17 protein-coding genes are annotated in these 24485 nt (G+C 71.5%); 7 read left to right on the forward strand and 10 right to left on the reverse strand.

Features of this window, described 5'->3' with window-relative positions:
* Positions 1–138 precede the first annotated feature (138 nt).
* Positions 139–2634 (reverse strand): non-reducing end alpha-L-arabinofuranosidase family hydrolase, encoded by a 2496-nt coding sequence (locus tag ABZU46_RS22860; RefSeq protein ID WP_354860869.1) that lies wholly within the window; start codon positions 2632–2634, stop codon positions 139–141.
* Between the two features lie 202 nt (positions 2635–2836).
* Entirely contained in the window at positions 2837–5725 is a 2889-nt protein-coding gene (locus tag ABZU46_RS22865) for a glycoside hydrolase family 9 protein (RefSeq protein WP_354860870.1), read from the reverse strand.
* 436 nt (positions 5726–6161) lie between these two features.
* Between ABZU46_RS22865 and ABZU46_RS22870 the strand changes: the two genes are divergently transcribed.
* A complete protein-coding gene (locus ABZU46_RS22870; RefSeq protein ID WP_354860872.1) occupies positions 6162–7727 on the forward strand; it encodes an aldehyde dehydrogenase family protein in 1566 nt (521 codons plus the stop codon).
* A gap of 83 nt (positions 7728–7810) precedes the next feature.
* Here ABZU46_RS22870 and ABZU46_RS22875 read toward each other — a convergent pair whose 3' ends face one another.
* Entirely contained in the window at positions 7811–8866 is a 1056-nt protein-coding gene (locus ABZU46_RS22875; protein ID WP_354860873.1) for a GNAT family N-acetyltransferase, read from the reverse strand.
* A 92-nt stretch (positions 8867–8958) separates the two neighbouring features.
* A complete protein-coding gene (locus ABZU46_RS22880) occupies positions 8959–9660 on the reverse strand; it encodes an amino acid-binding protein (protein ID WP_354860875.1) in 702 nt (233 codons plus the stop codon).
* Between the two features lie 145 nt (positions 9661–9805).
* Between ABZU46_RS22880 and ABZU46_RS22885 the strand changes: the two genes are divergently transcribed.
* Together ABZU46_RS22885 and ABZU46_RS22890 are read left to right on the forward strand one after the other, a co-directional pair.
* A complete protein-coding gene (locus ABZU46_RS22885) occupies positions 9806–10885 on the forward strand; it encodes a phosphotransferase family protein (RefSeq protein WP_354860877.1) in 1080 nt (359 codons plus the stop codon).
* On the forward strand, positions 10885–12093 hold the full coding sequence (locus ABZU46_RS22890) for an acyl-CoA dehydrogenase family protein (protein WP_354860878.1): 1209 nt from the start codon (positions 10885–10887) through the stop codon (positions 12091–12093). Before ABZU46_RS22885 ends, ABZU46_RS22890 begins: the two co-directional genes overlap by 1 nt.
* 11 nt (positions 12094–12104) lie before the next feature.
* Here ABZU46_RS22890 and ABZU46_RS22895 read toward each other — a convergent pair whose 3' ends face one another.
* The 6 genes from ABZU46_RS22895 to ABZU46_RS22920 form a co-directional block, all read right to left on the reverse strand.
* Entirely contained in the window at positions 12105–13151 is a 1047-nt protein-coding gene (locus ABZU46_RS22895; RefSeq protein WP_354860880.1) for a LacI family DNA-binding transcriptional regulator, read from the reverse strand.
* Between the two features lie 82 nt (positions 13152–13233).
* Positions 13234–14667 (reverse strand): GH1 family beta-glucosidase, encoded by a 1434-nt coding sequence (locus ABZU46_RS22900; RefSeq protein WP_354860882.1) that lies wholly within the window; start codon positions 14665–14667, stop codon positions 13234–13236.
* Positions 14664–15509 (reverse strand): carbohydrate ABC transporter permease, encoded by an 846-nt coding sequence (locus tag ABZU46_RS22905; protein WP_234581704.1) that lies wholly within the window; start codon positions 15507–15509, stop codon positions 14664–14666. The genes ABZU46_RS22900 and ABZU46_RS22905 overlap by 4 nt, the downstream gene beginning before the upstream one ends.
* Positions 15510–15579: 70 nt before the next feature.
* Positions 15580–16566 carry a sugar ABC transporter permease gene (locus ABZU46_RS22910; protein WP_354860883.1) on the reverse strand — a complete coding sequence of 329 codons (987 nt, stop codon included), beginning with the start codon at positions 16564–16566 and terminating at the stop codon, positions 15580–15582.
* A 110-nt stretch (positions 16567–16676) separates the two neighbouring features.
* On the reverse strand, positions 16677–17984 hold the full coding sequence (locus ABZU46_RS22915) for an extracellular solute-binding protein (protein ID WP_354860885.1): 1308 nt from the start codon (positions 17982–17984) through the stop codon (positions 16677–16679).
* Between the two features lie 265 nt (positions 17985–18249).
* Positions 18250–18795 carry a plasmid pRiA4b ORF-3 family protein gene (locus ABZU46_RS22920; protein ID WP_354860887.1) on the reverse strand — a complete coding sequence of 182 codons (546 nt, stop codon included), beginning with the start codon at positions 18793–18795 and terminating at the stop codon, positions 18250–18252.
* Between the two features lie 150 nt (positions 18796–18945).
* Here ABZU46_RS22920 and ABZU46_RS22925 point away from each other — a divergent pair, with 150 nt between their 5' ends.
* The 4 genes from ABZU46_RS22925 to ABZU46_RS22940 form a co-directional block, all read left to right on the forward strand.
* Positions 18946–19692 carry a pyrimidine reductase family protein gene (locus ABZU46_RS22925; RefSeq protein WP_354860889.1) on the forward strand — a complete coding sequence of 249 codons (747 nt, stop codon included), beginning with the start codon at positions 18946–18948 and terminating at the stop codon, positions 19690–19692.
* 148 nt (positions 19693–19840) lie between these two features.
* Positions 19841–21592 carry an ATP-binding protein gene (locus tag ABZU46_RS22930; RefSeq protein ID WP_354860891.1) on the forward strand — a complete coding sequence of 584 codons (1752 nt, stop codon included), beginning with the start codon at positions 19841–19843 and terminating at the stop codon, positions 21590–21592.
* Between the two features lie 18 nt (positions 21593–21610).
* Positions 21611–22759: an exonuclease SbcCD subunit D gene (locus ABZU46_RS22935; protein WP_354860892.1), complete on the forward strand. Its 1149-nt coding sequence runs from the start codon at positions 21611–21613 to the stop codon at positions 22757–22759.
* Positions 22759–24485 (forward strand): SMC family ATPase (locus ABZU46_RS22940; protein WP_354860894.1); only part of this gene is annotated, 1727 nt, incomplete at its 3' end. The genes ABZU46_RS22935 and ABZU46_RS22940, both read left to right, overlap by 1 nt.

Consider the following 24485-nt stretch of genomic DNA (forward strand, 5'->3'; position numbering starts at 1 on the left):
GCGGGCGCGGCCGCGCCCGACCATACCACGCAGAACCGCCCCGCCGCGAGCGGGGGCCGGCCGCCCGCGGCGGGGGCGGGGCGCCCGCCCCCCGCCGCGGCGCCCCCCCGCCCCGGTTCTGCGCGAACGGATGTGCGCCTAGCGCTGGAGGGTCAGTACACCCGGCCGCCACGGCAGCAGGTTGTAGTCGCCTCCCGCACTGGGGTTCTTGCCCTGGTACAGGAACTGCAGGTTGCAGGCGTCGACGGTCTTGGTCTGGTCGGGGTTGGTGCGGACCAGGTCACCGTGGCTGATGTCGTTGGTCCACGTCGCGCCGCTGTTGGCCTTGCCGGCGAAGGGGTTGCTCTCGCTGGCGGCCTGCGGGGTCCACGAGCCGCTCAGGCTGGTGGACGTGAACGACCGGAAGTAGCGTCCCTGGCTTCCGATCGCCTCGACGATCATGAGGTACTGGTTCTGGCCCTGCACCTTGTAGACCTCGACGCCCTCGAACAGGTTGTTCGTCGAGTCGGTCATGATCGTCGTGTAGGTCGAGCCGAAGCTGCCCGGGAAGTTCCCCAGCGGCATGCTCGACCGGTAGATCTTGCCGTTGTCCCCGGCGAAGAACAGGTACATGTTCTGGTCGTCGCCGATGAGGGTCTGGTCGATCACCCCGTACGGGGCGTCCGAGAGGGTGGCGGTGGACAGCGTCTGTGCCGAGGACCAGCCGTTGGCGTTCGTCGGGTCGCTCGACGTCTTGTAGCTGAACGAGGTCGGTCCCCACTGGTACGCCAGCACCCAGATGTTCTTCGGGGCGAAGTACAGCAGCGTGGGCGCCACGGTGCCCTGACTCATTCCGGTCTGGCTGGCCGAGGCCATGTCGGACCAGTTGGTGAACGTGCTGAAGTTCATCGAGCCGTACTGGCCGCTGCTGTTGACGTTCGACCCGTAGACCAGGTGCTTGCCGTTGTAGACCACGTTGGTGAAGTCCTTGAGCGAGACCCAGCCGTTCTGCGGGTTCGTCAGCGCGCCGGTCGACGACCAGCGGTAGGTCGACGGAAGCGCGCAGCCGCTCGGCGGCGCCGTGGTGGGCGGCGTCGTGGTCGGCGGTGCCGTGGTGGGCGGCGCCGACGTCGGCGTGGTGCCGCCGAAGTCGGTCCGCCACTGCTGGTTGGTCTGCCCGTGGCAGTCGTACAGCTGGATCTGCTGGCCGTTGCCGGTGCCCCAGACGTCCAGGCACCGGCCGGACTGCACACCGGTGATGGTGCCGTTGGAGTTGATGTTCCACTGCTGGTTCGCGCCGCTGTTGCAGTCCCAGATGATGATTCCGGTGCCGTTGGCGGTGGCCGCGCCGTTCGCGTCGAGGCACTTGCTGCCGTAGACCCGCAACTGCTTGCCGGAGGTGTACGTCCACTGCTGGTTCGACTGACCGTTGCAGTCGTAGAGCTGGACGCGAGTGCCGTTCGTCTGCGTGGCGTTGGGCACGTCGATGCACCGGCCCGACTGCACCCCGACGATCCGGCCGGCGCCGCCGCTCGGCGGCGGGCTCGTGGTCGGGCTCACCGTCGGGCTCACGGTCGGACTCACCGTCGGGCTCGCGGTCGGGCTCGAGGTCGGGGGGGCCGCGTTGAGCGCGTTGAGGACGGAGTTGTACGCGGCCTTCTTGTTGCCGCCGCCGTCGAAGAGCAGCGGGCTCTCGTTCGAGCGCCAGGAGTCGCTGTCGCGTACGCCCCAGACGGTGATGCCGATGCAGCGGGGAACGTTCAGGCACGCCTGGGTCAACCCGGCGTACTGGGTGGTGGAGGAGTTGGTGACGTCGACCTCGGTCAGCGCCACGTCCACGCCGAGCGCGGCGAAGCTGGACAGCGTGGTCTGGAAGTTGCTCGGCAGCGAGCTGCCGCCGGTGAAGTGGGTCTGCAAACCGACGCAGTCGATCGGCACGCCACGGGACTTGAAGTCCTGGATCATGCGGTAGACGCCCTGCGTCTTGCCGTACGACCAGTTCTCGATGTTGTAGTCGTTGTAGCAGAGCTTGACCGACGGGTCGGCCGCCCGCGCGGTGCGGAACGCCACCTCGATCCAGTCGTTGCCGGTGCCCTGGAGGTTGGAGTTGCGACGGCTGCCGTCCTCGTTGAACGCCTCGTTGACCACGTCCCAGGCGGCGAGCTTGCCCCGGTAGTGGCCCATCACGCCGTTGATGTGGTCGATCATCGCCTGACGCAGGCTGCTGCCGCTCAGGCTCTGCATCCACCCCGGCTGTTGCGCGTGCCAGGCCAGGGTGTGCCCACGGACCTTCAGGCCACGCTGGGTCGCCCAGTTGTAGATCTGGTCACCGGAGTTGAAGTTGAACTGGCCCCGCTGGGGCTCCGTCGCGTCCGGCTTCATCTCGTTCTCGGCCGTGATCATGTTGAACTCACGTGCCGCGATCGTGCTGTACGTCGAGTCGCCGAGCCGGCCCGCCGCGATGGCGGTGCCGAAGTACCGGCCCGACTGCGCGGCGGCCGCGCCGAGCGTGGTCGCGGCGGCGTTCGCCGAGGGCATCATCACCGCGACGGCGGCGACAGTCACGACGCTGAACGCGCCGGCGAGCAGCGCTCGGACGGCGGGTGATCGCCGTCGCCGAGTCCCGCCGCGATGAACGGATGGGCTCATTGCCATCTCGGCCTCCTTACTGGCCAACACCCGGGCCGCCGAGGGGCACGGCCGGACGTCTTCGATTGGGGTATCAAACTCGATCGATGCTAACCACGCGTCGGTCCAGACAATCGAGTTTTCGGAAATGTTTCGGAAATGTTTTGGCCTTGCGCGCGCGGCGTGGCCGGTCGCCCGGGTGCGGTACCGGCCACGCCGCGTCGATGAGTCAGGAGACGGTGCAGGCGGCGCCGTTCAGGGTGAAGGCGGTCGGCCTGGTGGTGCTGCCGGTGTGGGTGCCGTTGAAGCCGAAGCTCGTCGACGCACCCGGCGCCAGTGTCCCGTTGTAGGACAGGTTCGACGCGGTCACCGCGGTGCCGGTCTGGGTCACGGTCGCCGACCAGGCCTGCCCGACCTTCTGCCCGCTGCTTCCGAACGTGAACGCGAGCGTCCAGCCGTTGATCGCCGTGGTGCCGGTGTTGGCGATCGTGATGTTCGCGGTGAACCCGGTGTCCCAGCTGTTCGACGTCCAGGTCACCGCGCAGCCGCCGCCGGCAGGCGGGGCCGTGGTGGTGACCGTGACGCCGGGCGACGCGGCCGAAACGTTTCCGGCCGCGTCCACCGCCACCACCGTGAACGTGTACGTGGTGGAGGCGGTCAGCCCGGTCACCGCCAGCGTGGTGCCGGTGGCCGAGCCGACCAGAACGTTCCCGCCCCGGTAGAGGCGGTAGGCGGTGACGCCCACCGCGTCGGTGGACGGGCCCCAGGTCAGGGTCAGGCCGGTCGGACCGATCGCGGAGGCGGTGGGCGTACCGGGTGCGGTCGGCGCTGTGGTGTCCGACGCCGGGCCGGCCGGCGTGGTGACGGTGAGCGCGGCCGATGCCGCCGAGCGGTTGCCGGCGCCGTCGAGCGCCCGCACGGTGAACTGGTACGTCCGCTCGGGCGCCAGCCCGGTCACGGCCAGGGTGGCCCCCGTCGAGGCGGTGACGACCGGGTCGGCGCCGGCCGAGGTACGGGTCACCTCGTAGCCGGCCAACCCGCTGCCGCCGGTGTCGGTGGACGCGGCCCAGGTCAGCGTGAGCCCGCTGGACGTGACGGCGGACGCGACGGGCGTGCCGGGCACTGTGGGCGCGGTGGTGTCCGGGGTGGCCGGTCCGGGCTCCTCGCCCCAGACCCGCACCCCGCCGGAGTAGAGCGGAACCTTGCGGTTGGGCCCGGCGGTCACCTGGTACGACGGGTCGTTGGTCGGGTCCCAGGTGCCACCCTCCGGCACGCCGATCTTGAACTGGACCTCCATCCGGTGCTGCGACTGCCCGGCCGGGGCGATGGTGTAGCCGGTGCAGTCCACCTCGACGTACCAGATGTCGCCGCTGAACTGCTTGGCCGTGGTCGGCGACGGGCAGCCCTGGGTGTAGCCGGAGGTGACCTGGACCGGACCGGTGCCGTCGGGCCGGAAGTAGTACCGGAACTTGCCGGTGGTCAGGGCCCGGGCCGGGAACGCCGACTTGTTGTAGATGATCGCCTTGAGCCCGGTGGCCCGGGGTTCGGCCTGCATCACCGTGGTCTCCACGGTCAGCTCGTCCATGTCGGGCGTCTCGGCGACCGGGAAGTTGGCCAGCGCCGTGCCGCCGTACTCGGAGGTCAGCCGAACCAGCGCCGAGGTGAAGCCGGCGTTGTAGTCGGTGGCGACCTCGTTCATCACGTAGTCGGACCGGCTGTCGGTGTACGCGTCGTTGGCCGAGGACGGGCCGCCGACCAGCGCGCCGTAGAGGGTGTGCCGGGTCTCGACGGGCACCGTCTGGCTGTCCCACCAGGACCCGTGCGCGGTGCGGTGGTGCGGGTTCTTCGGTGCGTTGGCCCCGAACCCGATGACGTAGCTGGAGTTGCGCGGGTTGTCGCCGAGCGCGTAGTTGATCTGCCGGACGGCGAAGTCGTGGTAGCGCGCCTTGCGGGTCGTGTCGGTGGTCTTGTCGCTGTAGACCAGCGCGGCGAAGGAGGTGTTGGCCGCGTAGCGCAGCGCGCCCCAGGAGTCGAGCACCGCCATCCCACCGGGCGAGTACGGCACCCGCTGCCCGTTCACCCCGACGGTCCAGTAGTCCAGCCAACGGTTGGCGTCGTCGACGTACTTCTGCTTGCCGGTCAGGTTGGCCAGCAGCACGTACGCGCCGAACTGCTTGTTGTCCCAGGCGATGGTCCACTTGTAGGAGCGGGTGGTGGACTGCGGCTCGGTGCCGAGCTTGTCGTACTCACTCTCGGCCTTGGTCAGGTAGCTGGCGTCGCCGGTGGCCCGGTAGAGCCAGATCGCGCCCCAGACCAACTCGTCCTGGTAGCCGCTCCACGACTTGTAGAAGGAGGCCGCGTCGGTGATGCACTCGCTGTAGGACTTCCGCACCGTGTCGGCGAACGTGTAGAGCTGCCGGGCGTGGGTGAGCAGCTTGTCCGCGTAGGTCGCGTCGGTGGGCCGGAACACCATCGAGGAGGCGGCCATCGCGGCCGCCGTCTCGCCGGCGAGGTCCGCGCCGCCACAGCTCGCATCGATCTTGTACGCGGGCCGCGCCATCGGCAGCACCTCGGCCGGGCCCCACCACTTGTGGTCGTCGTCGCCCTTGCCGACCTGTCCATAAAGAACGTTGGCCGACGGGTGCGCCTTGATGAAGTAGTCGTTGACGAAGCGCAGGTTGTTGAGCAGGTGCGGCAGTTGACCGGAGGCCGTGTAGCCGCTGCGGTACTCCACCGCGCCCCACGCCAGCATCGTGGCGCTGAACGCCATCGGGAAGCCGAACTTGACGTGGTCGCCGGCGTCGTACCAGCCGCCGGTGAGGTCCAGCCCGGCGGCGGCGCCGTCGGTGAGCGCGGAGTCGCCGCGCCAGGAGACCCGGTTCCAGTCCGGCAGCTTGCCCGACTGCTGCGCTTCGTAGAAGAACAGCGACTTCTGCAATGCCTCGGCGTAGTTGAAGGCCGGCGCGGCGGACGCGGGCCCGGCCGGCGGCGCGGTGACCGCGAGGGACAGCCCGGTGAGCAGGGCGACGCTGGCGGCCAGCAACCGCCGGGGCCAGGGCTGGTCGGCGACCGGCGACCGGCCGGGGTGGCCGGTGGACGGCCGGGTCAGGTGGCGCATGAGGGGCTCCTGTCGGAGGCGCCGCCGGCGGTCGCACCGACGCGGGACGGCGTGGGGGCGGCACGGCCACCGGCGACAGCGGGGTGGCGGTGTGACCACGGGGAGGCATGGAAGCGCTCCCATGGATAATCGACAATGTAATGGGCGGGCCGTCGGTTGGGAAGCCTGCCGGCCGGAGCCGAGCCGCGGGGGCCACTTCCGTACTCGCGGGTAACCACTGCGGACCATCTCACACCATCGATGCATTTCGATTAATGCTTGATGTTTTCGCAGCTCACGGCGTGCGCTTCTGGAAAGATCCTCGCACCGCTCGGACGCGTCGGCGGCCAGCCAGACAAGCGTACGGTTGCTGACCCACTACCGGGCGCGAGACAGTACCGATCATCAGCGGTGCCGTCGACGCCGCCGCTCCCCGGTCAACCCTGAGGAGAACGCGATGGCACTACGACTCGCTGACGGCACCGCCTGGTCCGACGCCCTCGCCCGGGCGGTCGCCGCCACGCCGGAGGCGTTCGGCGCTGAGGTGGACGCCGTCACCACGCTGCACAACCTCATCGAAGGTGACTGGCGGGCGGTCGGCCACCCGGCGCCGGTCCGCACTCCGGTCGACAACAGCGTCGTCATCAACCTGTCCCGACTCGACGCCGACACCGCCCGCGCCGCGGTCGCGCACGCCGCCGCCGCGCACCAAGCCTGGGCGCGTACCCCGCTGGGCGATCGCAAGGCCCGGGTCTGCGACGCCGTGGACGCCCTCACCGCCCACCGTGACCTGCTGGCGCTCCTGCTCGTCTGGGAGATCGGCAAGCCGTGGCGGCTGGCCTGCGCCGACGTGGACCGGGCGCTCGACGGCGTCCGCTGGTACGTGGGCGAGATCGACCGGATGCTCGCCGACGGCCGCGAGCCACTGGACGGTCCCGTCAGCAACATCGCTTCCTGGAACTACCCGATGAGCGTCCTCGTGCACGCCGAGCTGGTCCAACTGCTGGCCGGCAACGCGGTCATCGCCAAGACCCCGTCCCAGGGCGGCGCGGTCTGCCTGACCGTCGCGCACGCGCTGATGCGTCGCGCCGGCCTGCCCGCCACCCTCGTCTCCGGCGGCGGCGAGGAACTGTCCGAGGTGCTCGTCCGGGCGCCCGAGATCGGCGCGGTGGCGTTCGTCGGCGGCCGCTCCAACGGCGGCAAGGTGGCCGCCGCGCTGCTCGACAGCGAGAAGCGGCACTTCATCGAGCAGGAGGGCCTCAACGCCTGGGGCATCTGGAACTTCTCCCAGTGGGACCTGCTCGCCGCGCACCTGAAGAAGGGCTTCGAGTACGGCAAGCAGCGCTGCACCGCGTACCCCCGGTTCGTGGTGCAGCGCGACCTGGTCGACGAGTTCCTCGACATGTACCTGCCGGTCGTGCGGTCGGTCCGGTTCGGTCACCCCCTGGCCGTCGGGGACGACTGGACGGCCGGTGACCCGCTGCCCGAGCTGGACTTCGGGCCGCTGATCAGCGCCGCCAAGGCCGACGAGCTGCACCGCAAGGTCGACGAGGCGGTGCGCGGCGGCGCGGTGCCGCTGCACCGGGGCAAGCTGACCGGGGCGCCGTTCCTACCCGGGCAGGACACCTCGGCGTACGTGGCGCCGTCGGTGCTGCTCGCCCCGCCCGGCCGCTCCCGGTTGATGCACGCCGAGCCGTTCGGCCCGGTCGACACGATCGTCGTGGTGGACACCACCGACGAGCTGCTGGCCGCCATGAACGCCTCCAACGGCGCGCTCGTCGCGTCGCTGGCCTGCGACGACACCGACGAGGCCGGCAAGCTCGCGGTGGACCTCCAGGCGTTCAAGGTGGGCATCAACAAGCCGCGCTCGCGCGGCGACCGGGACGAGCCGTTCGGCGGCCGGGGCGCGTCCTGGAAAGGCGCGTTCGTGGGCGGAGACCTGCTGGTGCAGGCGGTCACCGTGGGCGGCGAGGGCCGCCTCTACGGCAACTTCCCCGACTACAACAGCTACCCCGCCACCTGACCGCCGTACCGGGAACGGCCCCTCGTCGACGCCTCGTGCGGGGCGAGGGGCCATTCTCCACAGCGGGTGCCCAGGGCTCGTCCCTACGCGCCCGACGTGAGGGACATGCCCTTGCGATCCGCGGCGAGCGGGACGGTGAGGGTGAGCAGGGTGCCGTCGCGCTCCGTTGAGCTGGACCGGTTCAGCCGGCGCAGCGTCCGCAGCATCGGCGCGTTGTCCATCTGCACGTGCAGCACCAGGGCCGCGTAGCCGGCGTCGTCGGCGTGCCGGACCAGCCGGCGCAGCAGCGCCGAGCCCAGGCCGCGGCGCTGCCAGTCGTCGCGCACCAGCAATGCCACCTCGGCCTCGTCGCCCTCGCCAACCAGGTTCGCCATCGCGACCAGCGCGCCGTCCCCGTCGGTGGTCGTGGCGACCAGGGTGAGCCCTCGGCTCGGCTCCAGCAGGCGGTGCAGCCGGGCCGGCTGCGGCAGTGCCGCACCACCCAGGTAGCGCCGCTGCCGGCTGCGCGGCGAGCAGCCCTCGTGCAGCTCCAGGACGCCCGACAGGTCATCGACGCAGGCGGGACGCGCGATCAGCTCGGCCCCGTCGGGCAGCACCAGGGTGACCTGTTCGGCGGCCCGACGGGTCACGGTGGCGGCCACCTCGACCAGGGCCTGTGCCCGGGCGTACTCCGCCGGGGTGAAGGCGGGCGCGGCCCGGCGCAACGCGAACGAGCCGCCCGCCGGGTCGGCCAGCAGCATGGTGGTGGCGGTGCTGCCCCGGTCCACGCCGGTCGACGCCGGCCGCCAGCTGACCGAGTCCGCGCCGAGCAGGGTCCGCAGCGCCTCACCCGCCGCGTCCGGGTCACGCACCAGCCGGTTGGCCAGCCCGAGGACCCGGGTCGGCTGGTCGGCCAGGCCGCGCGCCTCGCTGCGAGCCACCCAGCAGTCCCGCCCACGACCCCGCTCGACGGCCGCGACCAACTCGGCCTCGTCGAGCGCGTCCGGAGCGTCGACCAGGAAGTCGTCCACTGCGCCCTGCTCGGTGGGCTGTACCTGCACGGTGAGGATGTTGACCCCACGCAGCGCGAGGCTCGCCGTGAGAACCGACAGGTAACCCGGCCGGTCGTCCACGGTGGCCCGGATCCGCCACAACGTCATGGTTGGCTCCCTTCCCCACGTCAGAGCCTCGCCCCCGGCTGTTGCGGCCCGGTTGCCCGGCCGTGTCGGCCCGGGAACTCCTCGGACCGCGCTCAGGGGCCGGCGACGACCGGTGGTGCGCCGACCAGGTCCAGTCGGTCGCCGAGAATCACCGCGCTGGCGCGGACGAGCTGGGTGAGCCGGTCGACCTCCGTGCTGTGGAAACCCGCAGCGCTGAGGGTGTCGCTGTGCTCGCGGGCCACCACCAGCACCAGGCCGGCCCGACCGAACGGGGCGATCGCGTGGTGGGTGCCGTCGGGCGTGGTCATCGAGCGGCCGCGTAGCGGAGTCACCTCGGGCAACCGCAGGGGTACGGGAGCACGCCAGCTCGCGTGGCCCACGGTGGCGCCACCGCCCCCGGTGCGCGACGCCCAGTCCACCGGGACCACCGCGGCGACCGCCCAGTCGGCCGCCAGCAGCCCCGGCACCGCGTCGACCAGGGTCGCCAGCCCGTCGGCCGGGTTGGCGGCGACCTGCGCCAGCAGCTCCGCGTCCTGGCCGGTGGTGGTGGGCGCGCCGATCGCCCGCCACACGCCGTCCACCCGTACGCCCGGAATCGCCGCGAGGCCGGCCAGCAGACGCTCGACCCGAGCGGCGCCCGGCCACACCACAGTGAAGTCGTCCACCGCGCGCCCGCCGAGACGTTCGAGGACCACCACCTGGACGATGTCCGCGCCGGAGACACCCAACGTGCGGGCGACCTGGCCGAGGGTGCCCGGACGGTCCGGCAGGGTGACCCGAACTCGCAACAACATGTCTGTCCCTCCGCTCGGCGGGCCGGCGACGGCCGGCAGGCTGCTCACAGCCTGAATGTTGACCATTTCGTCCCTGTTGCAGAGGCATGTCCCGAGGGGAAAATCTGACCTTGACAACGTGAGCGGGCTGCCATGAACTAGTCGGATGACCGATCCGGCCGTCAACGCGCTCCGGCCGGGCGTTGTTCCGGCGTCCCCCGCCGGGCTGGACCTCGATCGACTCGCCGGCTATCTGGCCCAGCACCGACCCGAGCTCGCCGTGGGACGGGCGCGGGCCGACCTGATCGCGGGCGGCAAGTCCAACCTCACCTACCTGCTGCGCCTCGGCGACCGGGAGGTCGTGCTGCGCCGGCCGCCGCTGGGGCACGTGCTGGCGACAGCCCACGACATGGCCCGCGAGTTCCGGGTCATCTCGGCGCTGGCGCCGACCGAGGTGCCGGTGCCGGGCGCGCTGCTGCTCTGCACCGACCCCGAGGTGATCGGCGCCCCGTTCTACCTGATGGAGCGGATGCCCGGCGAGGTGTTCCGCACCCGCGCGCAGACCGACCCGCTCGGCGACGAACGACGACGGGCGCTCGCCATGGCGATGATGGACACTCTCGCCGCGCTGCACACCGTCGAGCCGGCCGCCGTCGGGTTGAGCGACTTCGGCCGCCCCGAGGGCTACCTGGCCCGGCAGGTCCGCCGCTGGGCCGGGCAGCTCGACCGCTCGCGCAGCCGCGACCTGCCCGGCATCGACGAGCTGCGTGACCTGCTGGCCGCGACCGCCCCGGAGGGCGCGAACGCCGGCCGGATCGTGCACGGCGACTACCGGCTGGACAACCTTCTCGCCTCGGCCGACCCGGTGGCCGTGCACGCCGTCCTGGACTGGGAGATGGCCACCCTCGGCGACCCCCTCGCCGACCTGGGGCTGCTCCTGACGTACTGGGATGTCCTCGGCGGCAGCGAGACGGCCGAGGGCAACCCGGTGGCCGACGGGCTCGGGCCGCGCGCCGGCTTCCCCACCGGCGCCGAGCTGATCGACCGGTACGCCGGGCGCAGCGACGTGGACGTCGGGCCGCTGCACTGGCACGTGGCGCTGGGCTGTTTCAAGCTCGCGGTGATCTGCGAGGGCATCCACTACCGCCACACGCTCGGGCAGACGCTCGGCGAGGGCTTCGACCGGATCGGCGAGATGGTGGCACCGCTGGTCGCGCACGGGCTGACCGCCGCCAGGGAGCGGTGATGGACTTCTCGTACGACGCCCGGACCGAGGAGCTGCGCGACGAGCTGACCCGGTTCCTCACCGAACACGTCTACCCGGCCGAGGCGGTGCACGCCGAGCAGGTCGCGGCCGGTGACCCGTGGTCGCGTACCCCCGTGCTGGCCGAGCTCAAGGCCGAGGCCCGCAAGCGCGGCCTGTGGAACCTGTTCCTGCCCGACCCGCGCTACGGCGCCGGCCTGACCAACCTGCAGTACGCGCCGCTCGCCGAGCTGACCGGGCGCAGCCCGCACCTGGCGCCGGAGGCGGTCAACTGCGCGGCGCCGGACACCGGCAACATGGAGCTGCTGGCCGAGTTCGGCTCGGAGGCGCAGCAGCAGCGCTGGCTGATGCCGCTGCTGGAGGGCGAGATCCGCTCCGCGTTCTGCATGACCGAGCCGGACGTGGCGTCCTCGGACGCCACCAACATCGCCACCCGGATCGTCCGCGACGGCGACGAGTACGTCATCAACGGCCGCAAGTGGTGGTCGTCCGGCGCGATGGACCCGCGCTGCGAGATCTTCATCGTGATGGGCAAGACCGATCCCGACGCTGACCGGCACCGCCAGCAGAGCATGGTGCTGGTCCCCCGGGACACCCCCGGCGTGCACGTCCGCCGGGGCATGACCGTCTTCGGCTACACCGACGGCTCACACGGCGGGCACGCCGAGATCGACTTCATCGACGTCCGGGTGCCGGCAGAGAACCTGATCGGCGCCGAGGGCAGCGGCTTCGCCATCGCCCAGGCGCGACTGGGCCCGGGCCGGATCCACCACTGCATGCGATTGATCGGAATGGCAGAGCGGGCATTGGAGCTGCTCTGCAAGCGGGCGCTCGGGCGGGTCGCGTTCGGCCGGCCGCTCGCCGAGCAGGGCGTGGTCCGGGAGTGGATCGCCGAGTCCCGGGTGCGCATCGAGCAGGCCCGCCTGCTGGTGCTCAAGACGGCCTGGTTGATGGACACCGTCGGCAACAAGGGCGCCCACACCGAGATCCAGGCCATCAAGATCGGCACGCCGGCGATGGCGGAGTGGGTGATCGACAAGGCCATCCAGGGGTACGGCGGCGCCGGCGTCAGCCAGGACACGCCACTGGCCGCCCTCTGGGCGCAGACCCGCACCCTGCGCCTCGCCGACGGCCCCGACGAGGTGCACCGCAACTCCCTCGCCAAACGCGAACTCCGCCGCTGGGCCTGACCCCCCGCCGCTCAGGCGGAGGCTCGGTGCACCAGTTGGGTGTCCAGGAGGATGTGCGGGGCGGGTAGGTCGTCACCGCGGATGCGGGCCACCAGCAGGCGGGCCATCTGTCGGCCCATCTCCTCCACCGGCTGGAAGACCGTGGTCAGCGGCGGCTCCGCCTGTTGGGCGATCGTCGCGTCGTCGAAGCCGATCACCGCGACGTCCTCGGGGACACGCCGGCCGGCCTCGCGCAGGGTACGCAGCGCACCGAACGCCATCAGGTCGGACGCCACGAAGACCGCGTCCAGATCCGGGCAGGAGTCCAGTAGCCGGCGCATGGCGGCCGCGCCGCTGCCCTCGCTGAAGTCGCCGTACGCGATCAGGTCGGGGTTGACGCCACCCCCGGTCGCCTTGACCGCCTCGGTGTAGCCGGCCAGGCGGGCCAGACCCGCGCCCATGTCCTGCGGGCCGGCGATGGTGCCGATGCGTCGACGCCCCTGCCCGGTCAGGTATTCCACCGCCTGTCGGGCCCCGCCAACGTTGTCTACGTCGACGAACCAGGCCGGCTGGGCGCCGGGTTGCAGCATCCGGGCGGGCCGACCGCCGAGCACGGCGGGCAGGCCGCGCTCCTCCAGCAGGGTCGGCAGCGGGTCGGAGTCGTGCAACGACAGCAGCAGTACGCCGTCGACGTGCTGGTTGGTCAGGTGGTGCTCGACCCGCTCCCGCTCGACCGGCGACTGGGCCATGGCCAGCCAGAGCTGCATCGGTGTCTCGAGCAGCGCGGAGCTGATGCCCCGCACGATCGAGGCGAAGAACGGCTCGGTGAAGACCCGCTCGCCGGACTCGGACACCACCAGGGCGACGGAGTCGGTGCGCTGGGTGACGAGCGCGCGGGCCGCGCGGTTCGGCACGTACCCCAGGTCGGCGATGGCCTGCTGGACCGCGGCCCGGGCCTCCGGGCTGACCTGGGGCGAGCCGTTGACCACGCGGGAGACCGTGCCTCGACCCACGCCGGCGCGCGCCGCGACCGCGTCGAGGGTCGGGCGCCCGAGCGACCGGGTGCGCTGCGTTGTCATCGTCTGCTCCTCCGACGGCGGGCGGGCCCGGCGCCACCCGAGAAAGGTGGACGCCGGGACCGCCCTGATGGCTGGCCCGAGCCTATTGTGCGGCCAGACCGTTGCGTCGGATCACCGAGGCGTACCACCTGGCGCTGGACTTGGGGATGCGAAGCTGGCTGTCGTAGTCGACGTGGATCATGCCGAAGCGCTTCGTGTAACCCCAGGCCCACTCGAAATTATCCATCAGTGACCAGGCAAAGTATCCCCGCAGGGGCACGCCCGCGTTGATCGCCTCGTGGCAGGCGCGCAGGTGGGCGTCGAAGTAGGCCAGCCGGTCCGGGTCGTCGACCTGTCCGTCGACGACCGCGTCGACGAACGCGGAGCCGTTCTCGGTGACGTACAGGGGCAGGTCGGTGTACTCCTCGTGCACCCGCCGCAGCGTCTCGACCAGGCCCGGGGCGTCGATCTCCCAGTCCATGTCGGTGACCGGGACGCCCCGGGTGACGAAGCGGACGTCCTCGCTGCCCGGCCAGCAGGACGGTTCCCGCCAGTACGGCTCGGGCTCGGCGCCCTCGACCGGCGCGGCGACCACGTGCCGGCTGTAGTAGTTGATCCCGACCAGGTCCAGCGGCGTGGCGATGGTAGCCAGGTCGCCGTCGCGGACGTGGTCGAAGTCGGTCACCGTGCGCAGGTCGGCCACCAGGTCCGCCGGGTACGACCCGCGCAGCAGCGGGTCGAGGAAGAAGCGGTTGGCCAGCCCGTCGATCCGCCGGGCCGCGTCGATGTCGGCGGGGGTGTCGCTGGCCGGGTCGACCGGGTACAGGTTGACGGTCACGCCCACCTCGGCGGTGGGTCGGGCGGCCCGCAGCGCCTGCACGGCCAGGCCGTGCCCGAGCATCAGGTGGTGCCCGGCGCGGACCGCGTCCGCGCCGTTCGACCGGCCCGGGGCGTGCACTCCGGAGCCGTACCCGAGGAACGCCGAGCACCAGGGCTCGTTCAGCGTCGTCCAGTAGCGCACCCGGTCGCCGAGCGCGTCGGCCACGAGCGTGGTGTAGTCGGCGAAGCGCGCCGCGGTGTCCCGCGACGGCCAGCCGCCGGCGTCCTCCAGCTCCTGCGGCAGGTCCCAGTGGTAGAGGGTGAGCCATGGCTCGATGTCGTGGGCCAGCAGATCGTCGACCAGCCGACGGTAGAAGTCCAGACCCTGTGGGTTGGCCGCGCCCGAGCCGCCGGGCTGCACCCGGGGCCAGGAGACCGAGAAACGGTACGACTTCAGGCCCAGTTCGGCCATCAGGGCGACGTCGTCACGGACCCGGTGGTAGTGGTCGCAGGCCACGTCACCGGTGTGTCCGTTGACCACCAGGCCCTCGGTGTGGCTGAAGGTGTCCCAGATCGACGGGGTGCGGCCGCCCTCGGCCGCCGCCCCCTCGATCTGGTAAGCCGCGGTCGCGGCGCCCCACAGGAAGCCGGGTGGGAAGGTCAGCCCGGGGCGCTCGTCGAGGACGTCGACGGCGGGTGGGCTGGCGGGGTTGCTCACGACTTGACGGCACCTTCCATGATCCCGCCAATGATCTGGCGGCCGAACAGAACGAACACGATGAACAACGGAAGGGTCGCGATGAGCGTACCCGCGAAGATCTGAGAATTGTCCGCGAAGTACGCGGTGTTCAGACTGCGCAGTGAGATCTGCACGGTCGGATTGGCCGGGTCGGCGAGCACCACGAATGGCCAGAAGAACTGGTTCCACTGCTCCATGAAGGTGAGCAGCCCGAGCACGGCCGCCGCGGGTCGCAGCGCCGGCACCACCACGTGCCAGTAGACCCGCCAGGTGGAGCAGCCGTCGACCCGGGCCGCCTCGATCAGCTCGTTGGGCACCGCCTGCTCGGCGTACTGGCGCATCATGAAGATGCCGAAACCGCCGATCAGGAACGGCACGGTCACCGACGGCATGGTGTTCAGCCATTCCAGCTTCGCCATCAGGATGTACAGCGGCAGCACGCCGAGCTGGATGGGAATCATCATCGAGGCCAGGATGATCAGCAACAGCGCGTTCTTGCCGCGGAAGCGCAGTTTCGCGAACGCGAATCCGGCGAGCGAGCCGAAGAACACGGTCGCCACCGTGATAGTGCCCGACACCAGGAACGAGTTCATCAGGCCCTTGACGATGTTCGCGTCGCCGTTGTCGAGCACCCGCTGGATGTTCTCGCCCAGCTTGCCGCCGGGCAGGAAGGGCGGCGGCCAGGAGTTCGCGGCGTCGCTGGTCCGCGAGGCGATGACGATCATCCAGTAGAACGGGAAGAGCGACAGGATCACGCCGAGGACGAGCCCGAACCAGGTCAGTGGGCTGGCCGTCCAGAGCTTCTCCGCCCGGTGGCGGATGCCGGTGCGCCCGGCCGGTGGCCGGACCGCCGGCGGTCGCAGAGTGGTACTGGTCATGGGTGGGCCACCCTCACTTGTCGGAGCTGATTCGGCGGGCCAGCAGGTAGTTGAGGAACGAGACGGACGCGATCAGCAGGAAGAGCACCAGGGCGACGGCACCCGCGTACCCCCACCGGAACCGCTGGTTCATGACGTCCAGCAGGTACATCGTGATCGTCTGGAACTGACCCTCCGTGCCGCCGGAGAGCGCGCCCGAGCCGCTGGTGAACATCAGCGGCTCGGTGAAGAGCTGCAGACCGCCGATGGTCGAGATGATCAGCGTGAAGATGATGGTGGGACGCAGCTGGGGGATGGTGATCGACCAGAACTGCCGGCGCTGGGAGGCGCCGTCGAGGGCGGCCGCCTCGTACACGTCCTTGTTGATCGACTGCATCGCCGCGAGGTAGATCAGGGCGTTGTAACCCACCCACCGCCAGTCGACCATCGTGGCGATGGCGAACCAGGAGGCGAAGCGGTTGGCCCGCCAGTCGATGGGGCCGACGCCGACCAGGTCGAGCAGCCAGTTCATCAGGCCGAACTCGCGGGCGTAGATCATCGAGAAGATGAGCGCCACCACGGCGGTCGAGGTGATGATCGGCATCGCGATGGCCAGCCGGAAGAACATCTGACCGCGGATGCGCCGGTTCAGGGCGTTCGCCAGCAGCAGGGCGATGATCAGCTGCGGGATGGTGGAGAGCGCGAACATCCCGAAGGTGTTCACCACCGCGTTCCAGAACTGCGGATCGTTCGTGAACAACTCGACGAAGTTGTCCAGACCGACGAAGCTGATCGTCGCGTTCATCGGTGACCGGTCGGTCATCGCGATCCAGAACGTGTAGACGATCGGGTAGACGCCGAAGATCGCGAACAGCACGAAGAACGGCAGGACGAAGACGTACGGGGTGAGGCGCAGGTCCAGCCGGTTCAACTGCCGGCGGCGCGTAGGTGAGTGCCGCGGAGCGGGACCCGACCGGCGGGCCGACGCACCCGGTGGCGCGGGGGTCTTCAGGGAGCTCATGAGCGGTCCTTCACACTCGGCGACGCCGTCGTGGGCGCCGCGGCAGGGCGTTCCGACGCGGGTTCACGGGTGGTGCCTGAGCGGCACCACCCGTGAGCGCGTCACAGCCGTTACTTGCCTGCTGCCTGGCCGTTCTTCACCGCGTCCTGCCAAGCGGCGTCGGCGGCCTTGCCCTGCTCGATGCTGCGCAGCGCGTTCTCGACCGCGTCCCGGACCGCCTGGTTCTTCGGGCCGAGGTAGACCGGCTTCAGCTCCTTCGCGCCGGCGGCGAAGATCTTGCCGATCGGTGCGCCGCTGAAGTACTCGTTGGTGGCGGCCAGCACGGCCGGGTCCTCAAGAGCCTGCGGCGACGAGGGCAGGTTGCCGACCTTCTTGAACGCCTCGGTCTGGCTCTTGGCGCTGGTCAGGAACTTGGCCAGCTCGGCGGCTTCCTTCTGGTGCTTGCTGGCCTTCGGCACGGCCAGCCAGGAACCGCCCCAGTTGCCGCCGTTGCCCGGCGCCTTGGCCACGTCCCACTTGCCGGCCGCCGCGTCACCGGCCTGACCCTTGATGACACCGGTCATCCACGCCGGGCAGCCGATGGTGGCGAAGCTGCCGTTCTTGAAACCGGCGTTCCACTCGTTGGAGAAGCTCCGCAGGTTGTTCGACAGACCCGCGCTGATCATCTTGGTGGTCTGCTGGAACGCGGACTGCACGTCCGGGTTCTCGCCGACGACGAGCTTGTTGCTCTTGTCGAAGTAGGTGTAGCCGCTGCCGGCGCCCGCCGTCTGCATCAGCACGATGTTGTAGAAGTTGGTGGCCGAGTCGACGAACTTGTGCTTCTTGTCGGCGGCGGCGAACTTCTGGCCCTGGGCGATGAACGCGTCCCACGTCGGCCAGAGGGCGCCGACCTGCTCGCGGTCGGTCGGCAGGCCGGCGGCCTTGAAGAGGTCGCTGCGGTAGCAGACGGCCATGCCACCGACGTCGGTGCCGAGACCGAGCACCTTGCCGTCCGGCGTGAGGCCACCCTCCCACTTCCAGGGCAGGAAGTTGCTCTTGAGGTCGTTGGCGCCGTGGTCGGCCAGGTTCACGAACTTGTCGGCCTGCGCGAAGAACTGCACGATCGTGCCCTCTTCGAGAGCGACGACGTCGCCGGCGCCCGCGCCGGCGGTGATCTGCTGCGTCAGCCGGGTGTTGTAGTCACCCAGGCCGAGACCCTTGCCGCGCTCCTGGATGGTGACGTTCGGGTGCTCAGTCTGGTACTGCTTGTAAAGATCTTCGTATCCGAAGCCCTGGTCGCCGAAGACGTCGACGACCAGGGTGACCTTGCCGCCGTCCGAATCGGACGACGAGTCGTCGCCGCAGGCGGTCGCCGAGGCGAGTACGGCGGCGGACGCGAGCGCGATCGCCGCAAAGCGACGACGTGAGGTGACGCTCATCCTGACCCCTCTCAAGTGGTGAGGCTTGGTGTGTCGTGCGTGGTGGGGGGTGCTGCAGCGCCCCTGCCGCCGCCGGACCGGTGGTCGTGGACGATCTGGGGAGAGCTGTGAAGGAGACTTCCGCCACTCCCCGGGAGCGCTCCCATGAGATTGCCGGGGCGCTACCAGGGTGTCAATAGACCAATGGGAGCGTTCCCAGATCGTTACCGCCCTGTTTCAGACCGGCACCGCTAGTGACGGACGTCGACCCGTACGCCAGGCGGGGTCAGCAGAAGCGACGCAGCAGTGTGGTGGCGACGGTGGGGTCGAAGAACGTCGGATCGAAGCCCTCACCGACCCAGCCCCGCAGCACGGCCCGCTCCGGATGGGTCGGGTCGGCCAGGGCCGCGAGCAGCGCCTGGTAGCCCGACGGCCCACCGATGCCCTCCGGGGGGCAGGCCCGCTGGCCGTCCAGGCAGACCGGGTACCGCTCGTCCTGATCGGCGGTCAGCGCGTCCTCGACGACGAGGTCGTGCTCCCACCAGTCACCGAAGTCGTACGTGTAGGAGAACCTGTTGCCCTTGCCGAGGACCGCGTCCAGCCGGACGTCCAGCTCGTCGTGCAGCGCCAGGCCCCCGTCCGGGTCCGGCTCGCCGTACGCCACCGCGTCGATCTCGAACGAGTGCAGGTGGCAGTCCCGCCAGCCCATCGCGTGCTGGGCGACCCGGTGCAGTCGGTCCAGCGTGTAGCCGGCCGGAACGAGCACCCGGCGCCACACCGGCGGACGTACGCCGGCGAGGGACATCTTCAACTGGAAGATCTGACGCGGCATGCTGTCCTGTCCTTGAGCGGCTTAGGCTGCGAGCATGATCTGCCGAGCGTGCCGGGCCCGGCGGCACGATGACTGCCCGGGCCGGAACTGGTGCGACTGCCAGCACCGTACCGCCGAACCGACCCCTCCGGTCACCGGTCCGGCCGGCGAATGACGGTCGGAATCCCGATCCGGCGGCTCTGGCCCGAGCCGTCCACCCAGCCGCTCGACGACGCCACGCTTACCGCGCTCTACCAGCGCGCGGACCAGCCCCGGCTGCGGGTGAACTTCGTCGCCAGCCTGGACGGCGCGGTCAGTGTGGACGGCTACTCCGCCGGCCTGTCCGGCGAGCCGGACAAACGGGTCTTCGGCCTGCTGCGGATGGTCTGCGACGCCCTGGTGGTGGCCGCCGGCACCCTGCGACACGAGGGTTACCGCGCGGTCCGACTCGACGATCCGCGACGCGCCTGGCGGCGGGCGAACGGGCTGGCCGCGTACCCGACGCTGGTGGTCGTCTCCGGCTCCCTCGACCTGGACCCGGCGCAGACGGCCTTCGCCGACGCCCCGGTCCGGCCGATCGTGCTCACCCGCGCCGACGCCGACCCGCCGCCCGGCCTGACCGACGTCGCCGACCTGCTGCGCTGCGGGACCGACCGGGTCGACCTCGCCGCCGGCCTGGCCGAGCTGCACCGGCGCGGGCTGACCCAACTGCTCTGCGAGGGCGGCCCGCACCTGCTCGGCGCGCTCACCGCCGCCGACCTGGTGGACGAGCTGTGCCTCACCGTCGCGCCGCTGCTCGCCGGCCCCGGCGCGGGCCGGATCACCGCCGGCGACGCCAGCGCGCCCCGGCACCTGCCGCTGCGGCACGTGCTCGCCGCCGACGACGGCGTCCTCATGCTCCGCCACGCCCGCCCGTGACGAACCGTCGCCCGGTCACACACCGAGCGTCGCGAGTGTGACCGGGCATCGTGTCCTCCGCCGCGTCGCGTGGCGACCTGTCGTACTCCTCGGGCAGGATGCACGTCATGCGCGCCGACCGTGATGCCCGACCGAGCCGAGTCGCCCGATGACCGACGCCGACCTCGACAGCCCGGGCGAGGCGGTCGGGCGGGTGCTGGGCACCGCCGACGCGACCCCGTTGCAGTTCTGGACGGCCGTGGCGCCCGGCAGTTACCTCCAGCTCGACGACGTGGTGGTCACCCGCCGCGAGCTGCCCGACCGCGAGCCGGTGACGATCGCCGGGGTGGTCACCCAGGTCCGGGCCCGGCACGAGGGCGCCCAGTTCGACTCCGACGTGTTCGCCATCGCCGACGGCACACTGCCCGCCCAGGTGCAGGAGGCGGCCGAGGTGACCACCACCCGGGTCGACCCGGAGTTCTACGTGCCGCCGACCCCGGGGGCGGTGGTGCACCGGGCCGAGGGCGACGCACGGGCTCGGGCGCTGCACTTCGACCGGATGGAGCGGCGCATCCCGATGGGCATGGGTCGCGACGGGGTGCCGGTCTACCTCAACGCCGACTTCCTCGACGGCAGCCGGGGCGCGCACGTCTCCATCTCCGGCATCTCCGGGGTGGCCACCAAGACGAGCTTCGCCACCTTCCTGCTCTACTCGGTCTTCCGCTCCGGCGTCCTGGGCGGCGACGCGGTCAACGCCAAGGCGCTGATCTTCAACGTCAAGGGCGAGGACCTGCTGTTCCTCGACCACCCCAACACGCGCCTCGACGAGCCGACCCGGGCGGCGTACGCGAAGCTGGGCCTGAGCGCCGGCGCCTTCCCGGACGTGCGGGTGTACGCCCCGCCCCGGGTCGGCGACGCGGCCGGAACCCCGGACGTGAGCAGCCGGCTCACCGGCGTGGACGCCTTCTACTGGACGCTGAGCGAGTTCTGTGCCGACCGCCTGCTGCCGTACGTCTTCGCCGACGCCGACGACGAGCGCCAGCAGTACACGATGGTCGTGCACTCGGTCACCGCGCACCTGGCCCGCTACGCCCAGCCCGCCGACGGTGGGGTGAGCATCGACGGGGTCCGGCTCGGCTCCTACGGCGACCTCGTCGACCACATCGTCGAGGCGCTCAACGACGACGAGACCCGCTCCGACTGGGCGGGCAGCGCGGTCGGCCTGGGCACCGTCAACGCGTTCGCCCGCCGGTTGATCGGCAGCAAGAAGGATCTCGCCCGGCTGATCCGTGGCGACCTGGCGACCCGTCGCCCGCACTCGATCAACACGAGCGAGTCGGCGCAGGTGACAGTGGTCGACCTGCACAACCTTCCGGACCGGGCCCAGCGCTTCGTCGTCGGCGTGACGCTCAAGAGCGAGTTCGAGCGCAAGGAGAAGTCCGGCACCGCCAAGCCGTTGCTGTTCGTCGTCCTCGACGAGCTCAACAAGTACGCGCCCCGGGAGGGCTCCTCCCCCATCAAGGAGGTGCTGCTCGACATCGCCGAGCGGGGGCGGTCGCTCGGGGTCATCCTGATCGGCGCCCAGCAGACGGCGAGCGAGGTGGAGCGGCGCATCGTCACCAACTCGGCGATCCGGGTGGTCGGCCGGCTCGATCCGGCCGAGGCGTCCCGCCCGGAGTACGGTTTCCTGCCGCCCGCACAGCGGCAGCGGGCGCTGCTCGCCAAGCCGGGCACCATGTTCGTCAACCAGCCGGACATCCCGGTGCCGCTCTGCCTGGAGTTCCCGTTCCCGGCGTGGGCGACCCGGGTCTCCGAGGCGGGCCGCGCCCCCTCGGAGACGCTGCGCTCGATCACCCAGTCCGCCGACCCGTTCGCCGTGGTGGGCTCCGGCGGCGGCACCGACGACGACATCCCGTTCTAGGTAGGGGCCGGTGCAACTGTGAAGATCCTGCACACCTCCGACTGGCACGTGGGCAAGGTGCTCAAGGGGCAGTCCCGGGCCGAGGAGCACAAGGCCGTCCTCGCCGGGGTGATCGACATCGCCCGTGCCGAACAGCCGGATCTGGTGATCGTCGCCGGTGACCTCTACGACACGGCCGCGCCGACCTCGGAGGCGACCCGGCTGGTCACCCGGGCGCTGACCGCGCTGCGTCGGACCGGCGCGGACGTGGTCGCGATCGGTGGCAACCACGACAACGGTCCGGCGCTGGACGCGCTGCGGCCGTGGGCCGAGGCCGCCGGCATCACGCTGCGCGGGGGCGTCCGCGAGAACCCGGCCGAACACGTGATCGACGGCACCACGGCCGGCGGGGAGCGGTGGCAGCTGGCCGCGCTGCCGTTTCTGTCCCAGCGGTACGCGATCCGCGCGCTGGAGATGTACGAGCTGACCGCCGCGGAGGCCAACCAGACGTACGCCGACCACCTGGGCCGTGTGCTGGGCCGCCTCACCGAGGGCTTCGCCGAGCCGGACCGGGTGCACCTGGTCACCGCGCACCTGACGGTGACCGGCGCGGCGGCCGGCGGCGGTGAGCGGGACGCGCACACGGTGCTCGGCTACGCGGTGCCGGCCACCGTCTTCCCCGCGACCGCGCACTACGTGGCGCTGGGCCACCTGCACCGGGCGCAGCGCGTCGAGGGCCCGTGCCCGGTGCGCTACAGCGGCAGCCCGCTCGCCGTCGACTTCGGCGAGCAGGAGAACGTGCCCTCGGTGACGGTGGTCGAGGTGACCGCCAGCACGGCCGCCCGGGTACGCGAGGTGCCGGTGACCGCCGCGAGCGCGCTGCGGACGGTGCGCGGCACCCTGGCCCAGCTCGCCGAGATCGAGGCGCCGGACGCGTGGCTGCGCGTGTTCGTCCGGGAGCAGCCCCGCGCCGGCCTGCGCGAGGAGATCCAGGAGCTGCTCCCCCGGGCGTTGGAGATCCGGATCGACCCGGAGCTGCTCGCCGCGCCGGGCAGCGGCGCGCGCATCGCGCAGCGGTCCGGGCGTTCGCCACGGGAGCTGTTCGCCGACTACCTGGACAGCCGGGGCCACGCCGACGAGGGCGTGCGGGAACTCTTCGACGAGCTCTTCGAGGAGGTCGAGCACTGATGCGGCCGATGCGGTTGGACATGGCCGGCTTCACGGTCTTCCGGGACGAGACGACAGTCGACTTCACCGACGCCGACTTCTTCGCGCTGATCGGCCCCACCGGCTCGGGCAAGTCCACCGTGCTGGACGCCATCTGCTTCGCGCTCTACGGCACGGTGCCCCGCTGGGGTGGCGCCCGCGGGCTGGCCAACGCGCTGGCGCCGTCGGCGACGGAGGCCCGGGTGCGGCTGGTCTTCGAGTCCGGCGGCGCCCGGTACGTGGCGACCCGGGTGGTGCGCCGGGACGGCCGGGGCAACGTGAAGACCGCGAACGCCGGGCTGCAGGTGATGCCGGCCGGCTTCGACGTGACCAAACTCGACACCGGGTTGAGCCCGGACGACCTCGGCGAGGTGATCGCCGGGACGCCCGCCGAGATGGAACAGGCGGTGCTGGAGGCGGTCGGGCTGCCGTACGAGCAGTTCACCAGCTGTGTGGTGCTGCCGCAGGGTCAGTTCGCCGACTTCCTGCACGCCAAGCCGGCGACCCGGCAGCAGATCCTGGTCAACCTGCTCGGCCTCGGCGTCTACGAGGACGTGCAGAAGCGGGCGACGGCGCGCGCCGCGCAGGCGGAAGCCCGGCTGGACGCGGTCGATCAGGTGCTCGCCGGCCTGACGGGGGTGGACGACGAGGCGTTGGCCGAGGCCGACGCCCGGGTGGGCCGGATGGCCGAGCTGGCCGACGCGGTGACCGGGGCCATGCCGGAGCTGGCGGCGGCCCGGGCACGGGCGCGGGACGCGGCGGCTGCCCTGACCGCGCTCGACGACGAGCTGGGCGTGCTGTCCGGAGTGCGTGCCCCGCGCGGGGTTGCCGAGGTGGCCCGCGCGGTGAGCGCGGCGCGGGCCGAGGCCGACGCCGCGGCCACGGCCGTGTCGCTGGCCGAGGAGCGGGAGGAGAAGCTGCGCGGTGAGCTGGCCGGCGCCGGTGACGAGAGCGCGCTGCGGTTGCTGCTGCGGGCGTACGACGATCGGGATCGGCTGACCGGCGAGGCCGACACGGTCCGCGCGGCGGTGCGCGCGGCGGACGAGGAGCACGCCACGGCGGTCGCGGCGCTGGCCGCCGCCCGCGCGGACGCCGAGCGGGCCGACGCCGAGTTGGAGGCGGCCTTCCGGGCGCACGAGGAGGCGAAGGCCACCGACCTGGCGGTCAGCCTGCGAGTGCACCTGCATCCCGGTGCGCCCTGCCCGGTGTGCGAGCACCCGGTGGCCGAGGTGCCGGCGGTTCCGGCCGACTCGGCGGTGGCCGCCGCGACGGCCGCCGGCAAGGCGGCGCGGGCCGCCACCAAGGCGGCGCAGGCGGTGGTGCAGCAGCGGGACGCGGCGGCGCGTGACCTGGAGCGGCTGCTGGTGCAGGCCCGCGCCCGGCAGGAGCAGGTGGACGCCCGGCTGGCCGAGCTGGACGGGCAGCTCACCGGAGCGGCCGAGCCGGGGGTGCTGCGCCGGGAGTTGGCCGAGCACGCCCGGCTGCGACGCGCCCTGGAGGAGGCGGCGACCGCCGTGCGGGCCGGCCGGGACAGCGCCCGACAGGCGCGCGCGGGTGTGGACGCGGCCGAGGAGCGCCTGCGGTCGGCGTGGCGGGGCTTCGACACGGCCCGCGACGCTCTGGCGCGGTTCGGTCCGCCGGCGGCTGATCGCGACGACGTGGCGGCCTCGTGGGCGGCGCTGACCGACTGGGCCGCGGCCGAGGCCGA

The organism is Micromonospora sp. NPDC005197 (assembly GCF_040608295.1).
In the GTDB taxonomy this organism is placed as follows: domain Bacteria; phylum Actinomycetota; class Actinomycetes; order Mycobacteriales; family Micromonosporaceae; genus Micromonospora.